The 11431-nt window shown below is 65.4% G+C and carries 7 protein-coding genes and 1 tRNA gene; 2 read left to right on the top strand and 6 right to left on the bottom strand.

The window, feature by feature from the left end; genetic code table 11:
- The first annotated feature begins 82 nt into the window (after window positions 1-82).
- Both OXU50_00505 and OXU50_00500 read left to right on the top strand, forming a co-directional pair.
- Window positions 83-625: a hypothetical protein gene (locus OXU50_00505; protein MDD9868371.1), complete on the top strand. Its 543-nt coding sequence runs from the start codon at window positions 83-85 to the stop codon at window positions 623-625.
- Between the two features lie 224 nt (window positions 626-849).
- Entirely contained in the window at window positions 850-1623 is a 774-nt protein-coding gene (locus tag OXU50_00500; protein ID MDD9868370.1) for a hypothetical protein, read from the top strand.
- Window positions 1624-1635: 12 nt separating this feature from the next.
- On the opposite strand, the gene OXU50_00495 is transcribed toward OXU50_00500, so the two are convergent.
- The 6 genes from OXU50_00495 to OXU50_00470 all read right to left on the bottom strand — a co-directional run.
- Window positions 1636-2649, bottom strand: coding sequence for a substrate-binding domain-containing protein (locus OXU50_00495; GenBank protein MDD9868369.1), 1014 nt, complete (start codon window positions 2647-2649; stop codon window positions 1636-1638).
- Between the two features lie 175 nt (window positions 2650-2824).
- Window positions 2825-2901: transfer RNA gene (locus tag OXU50_00490), tRNA-Ile, on the bottom strand.
- Between the two features lie 15 nt (window positions 2902-2916).
- Window positions 2917-4701 (bottom strand): RNA polymerase sigma factor RpoD, encoded by a 1785-nt coding sequence (gene rpoD / locus OXU50_00485; protein ID MDD9868368.1) that lies wholly within the window; start codon window positions 4699-4701, stop codon window positions 2917-2919.
- 52 nt (window positions 4702-4753) lie between these two features.
- Window positions 4754-6529: a DNA primase gene (gene dnaG / locus OXU50_00480; GenBank protein ID MDD9868367.1), complete on the bottom strand. Its 1776-nt coding sequence runs from the start codon at window positions 6527-6529 to the stop codon at window positions 4754-4756.
- A 17-nt stretch (window positions 6530-6546) separates the two neighbouring features.
- Window positions 6547-11070, bottom strand: coding sequence for a glutamate synthase large subunit (gene gltB / locus OXU50_00475; GenBank protein MDD9868366.1), 4524 nt, complete (start codon window positions 11068-11070; stop codon window positions 6547-6549).
- Between the two features lie 135 nt (window positions 11071-11205).
- Window positions 11206-11431 (bottom strand): hypothetical protein (locus tag OXU50_00470; GenBank protein MDD9868365.1); only part of this gene is annotated, 226 nt, incomplete at its 5' end.

Here is an 11431-nt window from a genome sequence, read left to right as displayed (position 1 = left end):
GTCGGCTGGCGTGCGCCAAGCCTTGCAAACTCCTCCAAATTGGGTTCTCGATAAATCTTGAACCTTGTTTGGAGGACATCCAATGATGACGACGCAAAAAAAGAAACCGCTGCCCGGCCAGCACCGCAAAGTCGGGCCGCTCACTGAAAAGGTGGAGCCCATCATGGCGCCCCATCCGCAACTGGAAGTTCTGCAGGAACGCATGAACCACCTTGCAACCAGGGAGCAGATGAACAACCTGCGCGGGGAAGCCATGGGGCGAATGGACAAACTGCATGGCGAAGCCATGGAGAAAATAAGTCACATGGCAACCAGGGATGAGATGTACAAACTGCACGGCGAAGCCATGACGCGGATGGACGAGTTGCATTCGACGGCCATGGAACGCATGGATGTTCTGCAAGAGCGCGTGAACCAGACAGCAGCCACAGTGGAGGTTCTGCGAGAGCGCACGAGTCACATGCCAACCAGGGCGGAGATGCACAAACTGCACGGCGAAGCCATGGAGCGAATCGGCAGGGTGGAGGGCGATTTAACCGTCATCAAATGGACCCTGTCCGTGTTTGTGGCCCCTCTTATAATTGCCATGGCTGCGGGAATACTCAAACTCGTTTTCTTCCCTTGAGTATGTTTCATGTGCCAGATATCAGTTGCACTGGCTGCAAGGGCCGCCTTCGGGCGGCCTTTTCTTTGTGTGGCGCCGTATGAAACCCCCTTGACAAGTCTTTGGCGAATAAGTAGTATGCGCGGCCTGTTGCGGGGCCGCTTTAGTTCATTCCCAAAACTTGACAAGTCCTTTCCGCTGAACAAGCGGAACTTATTGCTCAACATAGTTTAAGGAGAATGAACATGTTTCCACGGGAAAAGAAAAAAATGTTTGTGCCCGCCGCTGTCGCGGCCTTGTTGCTGGCGGCGGCCACCACCGCTTCCGGCGCGGCCCTTCCGGACGGCCTTTCGGCCACCCTTGAAGCCGGCTGGCATTCCAAGTACATCACGCAGGCGCGCGAAAACCTTGAAAAGGGCGGCGTGTCCACGCTGGAACTGACGGTCGAGTCCGAGACGGGCCTCTATGCCGGCGCCTGGGCCGCCTTCGGCGACCGCAAACGCTACCAGGAGACCAACCTGTACGCGGGCATCGGCCACCAATGGGGCGACTTCCATGTCGATTTTTCGTATATCTGGCTGCATTTCCACCCGACCGAGGGGCACGGCGAAAGGGACGACAACGAACTGGTGCTGGCCGTCACCTGGGAGGGCCTTGACTGGATGACCGCCTCCGCCGAATGGCTGATGTCCACCGACGCCGAACAGGCCAAAGGCGGCGGCAGCGGCAGCCAGTTGCTGATGACGCTGTCCGGCGAAAACGCCATTGAGGCCGGCCCGGTCGGGCTGTCGCCGTATGTCTCCGTCGCCTTTGACTACGGCTACTCGACGCCGGAACACGACGGCATGGACTATGTGGAATTCGGCTTGCACGGCGCCATGCCGCTGTCGGACAACGCCGAACTCGGCTTCTATATCTCGCAGTCTTTCCGCGGCGAGGACATCAAAAGACAACGCCGCGAAGAACGCATCCTCGGCGACGAGACCTGGGCCGGCATCAGCATCGCCTTCGATTTGTAACGAAGAGCAGACTCAGAGTTTCTCGGCCAGCGGCTGCCGGTTTCTGACGGCGGGCAGCATCTCGCGCCGTTCGGCGGGGGACAGCGGAATCATGCCCTTGTCGGCGAGGTAGCCCTCGGCGCCCGAGGCGCGGTCGCTGATGAATTCCTCGACATACCCGGCCAGGCCCGGCACCTTGCCGATGTGCGCCTTCTTCACATAGAAGTACAGCGCGCGCGCCACCGGGTAATCGCCGGCGGCGATGGCGTCAAAGGCCGGCTCGACGCCGTTGACGACGGCCCCCTGCATCGTGTCGAGGTTGCTGTCGAGAAAACTGAAGCCGAACACGCCGTGGGCGTCGGGATTGACATTCAGTTTCTGCACAATCAGGTTGTCGTTCTCGCCGGCCTCGATGTAGGCGCCGTCCTCGCGGATGGTGTGGCAGCGCGCCTTGTAGGTGCGCTTGTCGGTCTTTTTCATCTTCTTGATCCAGTTGAACTGCTTGCAGCCGCCTTCCAGCGCCAGTTCGACGAAGGCGTCGCGGGTGCCGGAAGTCGGCGGCGGGCCGAGCACCTCGATGCCGGTCGCCGGCAGCGCGGCGTTGACTTCGCTCCACTTCTTGTGGGGGTTGGCGACGAACGACTCCGAACCGTCCGGGTTCGGCACCATCGCGGCCAGCGCCAGGTAGAGGTCTTTCAGCGTCAGTTCCATGCGCGCGGCGTCCCTCGTGTTGGCGATGACGATGCCGTCGTAGCCGACTTTCACCTCGACAATGCCGGTCACGCCGTTGCGGCGGCAGGTGTCCACTTCGTTCTGCTTGATTCTGCGCGACGCATTGGCGATGTCGGGCGTTTCCAGGCCGGTGCCGGCGCAAAACAGTTTCAGGCCGCCGCCGGAGCCGGTGGCCTCCACTTTCGGCGTCCTGAACTTGCCAAACTGGCCGAAACGCTCGGCGACCACGGTCGCGAACGGATAGACGGTCGAAGAGCCAACGATGTTGATCTGCTCCCTGGCGAGGGCCTGGCCGCCCAACAGCAGCGCGGCCATCACGCAGCAGGTGATCCGGGCAATCCGGTTCCTCATATCAAATCCTCCCGGGTGTTGATGATGTTGATGGTCCTTGAATCCACGGCGCGATTTATACGCCGCGAATGTGGCAGAAATGTGGCGGAAATATGACAGATTGATGGCACTGCGGCGGCGCGGCCATCGTCTCGGCGACTGGTGGGCCCGGCAGGACTCGAACCTGCGACCTAAGGATTATGAGTCCCCCGCTCTGACCAGCTGAGCTACAGGCCCCGTCGCGGCGCGATTTCAGTCCGGCCCGAGAAAGCCGCGCAGCACTTCCGAGCGCGTCGGGTGGCGCAGTTTCCTGAGGGCCTTGGCCTCAATCTGGCGTATGCGCTCGCGCGTCACATCAAACTGCTTGCCGACCTCCTCCAGCGTGTGGTCGGTGTTCATGTCGATGCCGAAGCGCATGCGCAGCACCTGCGCCTCGCGCGGCGTCAGCGACGCCAGCAAGTCGCGCATCTTGTCCTTCAGCGCGTCGGAATAGGCGGCCTCGTCCGGCGCCTGCGTCGTCTCGTCGTTGATGAAGTGGCCGAGTTGCGAATCCTCGTCGTCGCCCACCGGCGTCTCCAGCGAAATCGGCTCCTTCGTCACCTCCAGCACCTTGCGCACCTTGTCCTCGGCCATTTCAAGCCGCTGCGCCAGTTCCTCCGGCTTCGGCTCGCGCCCCATCTCCTGCACCATGCGCCGCGTCAGGCGGTTGAACTTGTTGATGGTCTCGATCATGTGCACCGGAATGCGGATGGTGCGCGCCTGGTCGGCGATGGAGCGCGTAATCGCCTGGCGTATCCACCAGGTCGCGTAGGTCGAGAACTTGTAGCCGCGGCGGTATTCAAACTTGTCCACCGCCTTCATCAGGCCGATGTTGCCCTCCTGAATCAGGTCGAGAAACTGCAGGCCGCGGTTGGTGTATTTCTTGGCGATGGAAATCACCAGCCGCAGGTTGGCCTCCACCATTTCCTTCTTGGCGCGGCGCGCCTTGGCCTTGCCGGTCAGCACGCGGCGGTGGACTTCCTTGATTCCGGCGACGTCCATGCCGGCGGCCTCGGTGTGCACCCGCAACTTGGCCTGCTCTTTCAGGAACACATCCTCGTGCGGCTTCAGGCCCTTGCGGTATTTCGAGCGCGACCAGGTGTGGCGGTCAAACCATTCCGGGTCGGCCTCGCTGCCCCTGAATTGCTCGTTGACATACTGCTTCGGCATCCGCGCCCGGTGCAGGCAGATGCTGAGGAGAATCTTCTCGCTGCTGCGAACCCTGGTCACGGCCTGGCGCAGGTTCTCGACCAGCAGGTCGCGCACATTCGGCGTCAGTTTCATCTCCAGGAACAACTTCGAGATTTCATCGCACAGCGGCTGATAGACGCTTTCATAGCGGCGCGCGCCCTTCGTCAGCGAACGCCGGTGCAGTTCGCGCATCCGCCCGAAGTGCTCCTCGATCTCGTCGAGGTCGAACTCGGTGTCGTCGTAGTCCGGGTTTTCGCCCTGCACATAGACGTCCTCCTGGCCCTCCTCGCATTCCTCCTCCAGCCAGAAGCCGGTGAAGATGTCCTCCAGTTTCAACTCGCCCTTGCGGTAGAGGTCGTAGCACTCCAGCAGCAGCGCGACGGCGGGCGGGAAGCGGCTGAGTTCTTTCAGCACTTCGTCAAGGCCGCTCTCGATGCGTTTGGCCAGTTTGATCTCGCCCTTGCGGTCAAGCAGGTTGACGGTGCCCATCTCGCGCATGTACATCCGCACCGGATCGGTGGTGCGGCCAATCTCGCTGCTGACATTGGCGAGCAGCACGGCGGCCTCCTCGGTCGCCAGGTCGTCCGCCGCCTCCTCGGACATCAACAGGTTGTCGGCGGGCGCCTTTTCGAGGACCTTAATCCCCATGTCGTTGATCATCCGGATGATGTCTTCAATCTGATCCGGATCAACAATGTCTTCCGGCAGATGATCGCTGACCTCGGTGTAGGTCAGAAAGCCCTGATCCTTGCCCTTGGCGATCAGGTCCTTGTTCAGTCCCGACTGTGTTTTCCTGCTTGCGGCCATGGTCTCCTCCCGTTGCCTCAAATTGAGCGGTAACAGGTCATTTTATCACGCTTCAGGCTTTTTTCAGCGCGAGCAGTCTCGTCTGCAATTGCCCGAGTTGGCGGCGGTCGCTTTCATCGGGGGCATTTTTGGCCGCCAGTTCGGCGATTTCGCGCTTGATGCCCTGCGCCTCCAGGTCTTTTTCAAGGCGGTTCATCGCGCCCAGAAACTCGCTTTTGCGGTCCACCTCCGCCGCCGCCGGTTCCGCCAGCAGCCGCCGGAAAGCCTGTTCCTCGCCGGTGTCGCGGTACAGTTCAAGCACGCCGGCGGTCGTCGCCGGCTTGTGCTGTCTGATGTTCTCGACGAGGTCGGCGAGCAGCCGCGCGCCGCGTTCGTCAAGGCGGCGAATGTCGCCGGTGTCCAGCGCGAGTTCATCCCACTCACCGGCCTCGGCCAGTTGCGGCTGCTCAAGCAATGAGCGCACGGCGATGCGTATCCTTGAATAGCGCACGCCGCCGCCGGTGCGCGGCGCGGCGCGGCGCGCCGGCGCCGCCGGCTTCGCCTGCGACGGCGCGTTTTTCAGGCTGTCGGCGGACACGCCGATCTTCTCCGCCAGTTGCCCGAACATCAAATCGCGGAACACGCCGCCGCGCGGCAACTGCCCGATCAGCGGCTTCAGCCTGCTGACCAGCACCGCCGCCGCCGCCGGGTCGGACAAATCCAGCCCGGCGCCGTGGTGGCGAAACAGAAACGCCGCCAGCGGCAGCGCGTCGCCGCCGGCGGCGGCGAACGCATCGCCGCCGTTGTCGCGCACGAAACTGTCCGGGTCGTGGCCTTCCGGCAGGAACATGAAGGTCATCTCGCGCCCGTCGCTGAACACCGGCAGCGCCTGTTCGGCGGCGCGCGCCGCGGCCTCGCCGCCGGCGCGGTCGCCATCGAAACAGAAGACGATGTGCGGCGTTATCCGGAACAGCGCCTGCACCTGCGCGCGCGTCGTCGCGGTGCCGAGCGTCGCCGCCGCGTTGCGCACGCCGTGCTGCGCCAGCGAGACGACATCCATGTAGCCCTCGACGACGACGACGCGGTCGAAGCCGCGCGCCTGTTTCAGTTCATACAGGCCGTAGAGCGTCTCGCGTTTCCTGAACAGCGGACTCTCCGACGAGTTCAGATACTTCGCCATGCCCTCGCGCCCGGGCAGCAGGCGCCCGCCGAAGGCGATGGTGCGCCCGCGCCCGTCGCGGATCGGGAACATCGCGCGGTCGCGGAAGCGCTCGTACGCGCCGCGCTCGCCCTTCGACAGCAGGCCCGCCTCCAGCAGCAGCGCCTCGTCGTAGTCGGCGCCGAAGCATTTCCTCAGGTGGCCGGAGGCGGGCGGCGCGTAGCCCAGGCCGAAGGCCGCCTGCGTTTCCGGCGACAGGCCGCGCGAGCGGAAGTAGTTGGCCGCCTCGATGTGGTCGCCGAGTTGCGCGCGGTAATAGCGCGCCGCGCGGTCCAGCGCGCCGAGCAGTTTCTTGAAGCGCGCCGTGTCGCGCGACGAACCGCCGCCGCCCTCGCGCGGCACCTCAAGGCCGCACTGCTCGGCCAGCGTCTCGACCGCCTCGACGAACTGCATGCGCTGGTGCTCCATCAAGAACTGAATCACGCTGCCGCCGGCGCCGCAGCCGAAGCAGTGGTAGAACTGCTTGTCGGCGTTGACCTTGAACGACGGCGTTTTCTCGTCGTGAAACGGGCAGCAGGCGACATGCTCCCTGCCGCGCCGTTGCAGCGGCACATAGCGGTTGATCACCTCGACGATGTCAACCCGCGCCAGCAGGCCGTCAATGAACGCGGCGGGGATTCTGCCGGGCATCGCGCGCGGCGGGCGCGTCAGGCGGCCCGCATCAGGCTCGCCATCAGGGCGCCGAGTTCGGCGGCTTTCGGCTTCACCAGCCAGAAGCGCGACAGGTAGGCGGAGAAGTCGTCCGCCACCTGCCGCCCCCAGTCGCTGCCGGTCTTGTCGGCGTAGTGCGCGAGCAGTGAATACAGATAGTTGCGCTGGCGTTCCATGCCCTCGACATTCATGCGGAAAGTCTCGACCAGTTCGTGGTTGTAGCAGTCGCTGAAAGCGTCGTGCAGGTCGAGCACCCAGGCGATGCCGCCGGTCATGCCGGCGCCGAAGTTCAGGCCGGTGGCGCCGAGCACCGCGACGACGCCGCCGGTCATGTACTCGCAGCCGTGGTCGCCGAGGCCCTCGGCGACGGCGACGGCGCCGGAATTCCTGACCGCGAAACGCTCGCCGGCGCAGCCCGCGGCGAACAGTTTGCCGCCGGTGGCGCCGTAGAGGCAGGTGTTGCCGACGATGGTCGTGTCGCGCGACGCGGTGGCGGCGCGGCGCGGCGGGCGAATCACAATCTCGCCGCCGGCCATGCCCTTGCCGACATAATCGTTGGCGTCGCCTTCCAGGTGAAGGTGCACGCCGCCGGCGTTCCACGCGCCGAAACTCTGCCCGGCGGTTCCCTTCAGCAGGATTTTGACGGGCGCGCCGGCCATGCCGTCGTTGCCGTGATGGCGCGCGACCTCGCCGGAGACGCGCGCGCCGATGGAGCGGTTGACATTGGCGATGTCGTAGCGGAACTCGCCGCCGCGCTTGTGCGCGATGGCGTCGCGCATGTCGGCGACCATGCGCTCGGCGAGTTCGCCCTTGTCGAACGACGGGTTGTCGGGCGCGCGGCAGAAGCGCGGCTTGTCGTCGGCGACGCCGCCGTCGTCGAGCACCGGCGACAGGTCGAGCGCGGCGCGCCTGCCGCTGCGCCCGTCGGCGACGCGCAGCAGGCCGGTGCGCCCGATCAACTCCTCGAGTTTGCGCACGCCGAGCGCCGCCATCCATTCGCGCGCCTCGCGCGCGACGAACAGAAAGTAATTCCTGACCATGCCGGCCTGGCCGATGAAGTGGTCGCGCCTCAGCACCTTGTTTTGCGTGGCGACGCCGGTGGCGCAGTTGTTCAGGTGGCAGATGCGCAGGTACTTGCAGCCGAGCGCGACCATCGGCGCGGTGCCGAAACCGAAACTGTCGGCGCCGAGTATCGCCGCCTTGACGACATCCAGCCCGGTTTTCAGGCCGCCGTCGGTCTGCAACCGCACCTTGTGGCGAAGGTTGTTGGCGCGCAGCGCCTGGTGCGTCTCCGGCAGCCCCAGTTCCCACGGCGCGCCGGCGTACTTGATGCTCGTCAGCGGGCTGGCGCCGGTGCCGCCGTCGTAGCCGGAAATCGTGATCAGGTCGGCGTAGGCCTTGGCGACGCCGACGGCGATGGTGCCGACGCCGGCCTCGGCGACGAGTTTGACCGACACCAGCGCCTTCGGGTTGACCTGCTTCAGGTCGAAAATCAACTGCGCGAGGTCCTCGATGGAATAGATGTCGTGGTGCGGCGGCGGCGAAATCAGCGCGATGCCCTCGTTGGCGTAGCGCAGTTTCGCAATCACGCCGTTGACCTTGTGCCCCGGCAGTTGCCCGCCCTCGCCGGGCTTGGCGCCCTGCGCGATCTTGATTTGCAGCACCTCGGCGTCCGTCAGGTAATGCGGCGTCACGCCGAAGCGCCCCGACGCCACCTGCTTGATTCTCGACGAGCGCGCGGTGTTGAAGCGCGCCGGGTCCTCGCCGCCCTCGCCGGAGTTGGAATGCCCGCCGAGGCTGTTCATCGCCTCGGCCAGCGCCTCGTGCGCCTCCGGCGACAGCGCGCCGAGCGACATGCCGGCGGTGTCAAAACGCCGCACGATGTCGGCCTCCGGCTCGACTTCGTCCAGCGGCACCGGCTGCGCGGCGGTCTGGAGTTCCAGCAGGTCGCGGAAAACAATCGGCGGGCGCCGGTTGACGAGGTCGGCGAACACCTTGTAATCGCCGTAGTCGCCGCCCTGCACGGCGCGGTGCAGGCTCTGCACGACATCGGGGTTGAAGGCGTGGTATTCGCCGCCGTGCACATACTTCAGCAGCCCGCCCTGTTGCAACGGCCTTTTCAGGTTCCACGCCCGCCACGCCAGTTTCATCTGGTCGTCCTTCAGGTCGGCGAAGCGCGCGCCCTGCAGGCGGCTGACGGTGCCCCTGAAACACAGGTCGGTGACCTCGTCGTGCAGGCCGACAATCTCGAACAACTGCGCGCCGCGGTAACTGGCGATGGTCGAGATGCCCATCTTCGAGATGATCTTGTAAAGCCCCTTGTTGATGCCGGCGCGAAACGCCGTCGCCAGCGCGTCGGGCGCGATGTCGGCGGAAATCTCGCCGCTGCGCTGCATGCCGGCGAGGCTCTGGCAGGCCAGGTACGGGTGAACGGCGGTGGCGCCGTAGCCAATCAGCGCGGCGAAATGGTGCGGGTCGCGCGCAAAGCCGGTCTCGATGACGAGGTTGGCGTCGCAGCGCAGGCCGTCGCCGATCAGGCGGTGGTGCACGGCGCCGCAGGCGAGCAGGCTGTGCACCGGCAGTTTGCCGCGCTCAATGCCGCGGTCGGACAGCACCGCCAGCACGACGCCATCGTCGCGCACCGCGGCGGCAACCTCGTCGCACAGGCGCTCGATGGCGCCGCGCAGGTCTTCGTCCTCGCCGGCATTCAGGTTGAAGACGCGGTGCGGGTAATCCCGTTGTTCAAGCAGTTTGGCGAACTTGTATTCGGACAGCACCGGCGAGTCAATCAGCAGGCGGCTGGCGTGTTCCGGCAATTCCTCGAACGGGTTGGCGTCGCGCCCGAACGAGGTTTCAAGCGACATCACGATGCGCTCGCGCAGCGGATCTATCGGCGGGTTGGTCACCTGCGCGAACTGCTGGCGGAAGTTGTCGAACAGCGACCGCACTTCGCGCGACAGCACCGGCAGCGGCGTGTCGTCGCCCATCGAGCCGACCGCCTCCTGGCCGGCGCGCGCCAGCACCTTCAGCACCTGGTCTTTCTCCTCGAACGACAGGCCGAACATCTTCTCGTGCGCCAGCAGTTGCGCGTCGCCGAACGGCTTGCCGACGAGCGGCTCGCCGGCGGTGAAGCCGGGCAGCCGGCGCACGCGGCGGTCGAGCCAGCGGCGGTACGGATGGCGGTTTTTCAGGCGCTCGTCAATGGCCGCGGGCAGCAGCAGTTCGCCGGTGCGCGTGTCCGCCGCCATCATCTCGCCCGGCTTCAGCCGCCCCTTGGCGGTGACCTCTTCCGGCGCGTAGTCATAGACGCCGATTTCCGAGGCCAGCGTGATGTGGCGGTCGCCGGTGATGACATAGCGCGCGGGCCGCAGGCCGTTGCGGTCCATCGTGCAGGCGGCGTAGCGGCCGTCGGTCAGCACGATGCCCGCCGGGCCGTCCCACGGCTCCATCTGCATTGTGTTGTATTCGTAAAACGCCTTCAGGTCGGGGTCCATGTCGGTTACGTTCTGCCACGCCGGCGGAATCAGCAGGCGCATCGCGCGGAAGATGTCCATGCCGCCCGTCATCAAAACTTCCAGCATGTTGTCGAGGCTGCACGAATCGGAGCCTTCCGCCGACACCAGCGGCTGCCATTGCGACAAATCGGGCAGGTGCGGACTGCGCAGGATGTGCGCGCGCGCCTGCGCCCAGTGGCGGTTGCCGCAGATGGTGTTGATCTCGCCGTTGTGGGCGAGAAAGCGGAAAGGCTGCGCGAGGCGCCATTGCGGCCATGTGTTGGTCGAGAAGCGCTGGTGGAAGACGCAAATCGAGGTTTCAAGCGACTCGTCGTTGAGGTCGCCGTAGAACATCGGCAGGTTGTCCGGCATCACCAGGCCCTTGTAAGACAGCGTGCGCGCCGACAAACTGGCGATGTAGAACACCGGGTCGGACGCCGCCAGCGCGCATTCGGCGCGCCGCCGCGCGATGAACAGGCGGCGTTCAAAGTCGTCGCCGTTGTGGTCGCTGTTGTCGGCGGCGTTGTTGTCGGCGTTGTCGCCGCCGCCGTTGCCGCGCTTGCCGGCGGCGGGGCCGTTGACAAAAACCTGCTCGATGCGCGGCAATGTCGCCAGCGCCTCCTCGCCGCACACCGACGGCTCAATCGGCACTTCGCGCCACCCCGCCACCGTCAGGCCCTCGTCTTGCAGCGCCTGTTCCAGCGTTTTCCTCGCGTGGCGCGCCGCCGCGTCTTCGGTGTTCAGAAACACCAGGCCGGCGGCGAACACCGGCGGCAGCGAAAAACCGGCCTGCGCCGCCTTGCCGCGCATGTAGTCCGCCGGCATTTTCAGCAGCAGCCCGCAGCCGTCGCCGGTCTTGCCGTCCGCCGCGACCGCGCCGCGGTGGGTCAGGCGCCCGAGCGCCTGAATCGCGGTCGCCACCAGCCAGTGACTGGCGCGCCCGTCCATCTGGGCAATCAGGCCGAAGCCGCAGTTGTCTTTCTCAAATTCGGGCCGGTACAGGCCGCCGCGCGGTGTTTCTCGCATGTCTGTCATCTGTTGTCATGTGCGGATAAAGCCGAAGGGACATTATACCGCCGGGCGGCGGGAATACCGGCGGAAACGCCGGATTGAATTGAAGGGGCGGCGCGCGGGCCGGTTCACAGGCTGTTGCCCGCGGCGTTATTCGCGCGTTGCCGTGTCGCGGCGGGCAACGGCGCGGCGGGCGGGCAGCGCGAGCAGCGACAGCAACACCATCAGCGCGAGCGGGTCAAAGACGCCGCTGTGGGGGCGGGTGCCGACGCCGGCGCCGCGGCGGACGCCGAGCGGGTCCACGATGATGCCGTTGACAATGCCGTCGTCGTCGTTGGCGCCGCCGTCTTCAATATAGACCGCCATGCACGCGCCG

Source organism: Gammaproteobacteria bacterium, assembly GCA_028817225.1.
In the GTDB taxonomy this organism is placed as follows: Bacteria; Pseudomonadota; Gammaproteobacteria; order Poriferisulfidales; family Oxydemutatoraceae; genus Oxydemutator.
This window is presented reverse-complemented; position numbering and strand designations above follow the sequence as displayed.

What these genes read in the sequence shown, in the direction of transcription:
- gltB (MDD9868366.1), bottom strand. Translation starts at nt 11,070, where the DNA reads ATGCGAGAAACACCGCGCGGCGGCCTGTACCGGCCCGAATTTGAGAAA.
- OXU50_00505 (MDD9868371.1), top strand. Translation starts at nt 83, where the DNA reads ATGATGACGACGCAAAAAAAGAAACCGCTGCCCGGCCAGCACCGCAAA.
- rpoD (MDD9868368.1), bottom strand. Translation starts at nt 4,701, where the DNA reads ATGGCCGCAAGCAGGAAAACACAGTCGGGACTGAACAAGGACCTGATC.
- OXU50_00500 (MDD9868370.1), top strand. Translation starts at nt 850, where the DNA reads ATGTTTCCACGGGAAAAGAAAAAAATGTTTGTGCCCGCCGCTGTCGCG.
- dnaG (MDD9868367.1), bottom strand. Translation starts at nt 6,529, where the DNA reads ATGCCCGGCAGAATCCCCGCCGCGTTCATTGACGGCCTGCTGGCGCGG.
- OXU50_00495 (MDD9868369.1), bottom strand. Translation starts at nt 2,649, where the DNA reads ATGGCCGCGCTGCTGTTGGGCGGCCAGGCCCTCGCCAGGGAGCAGATC.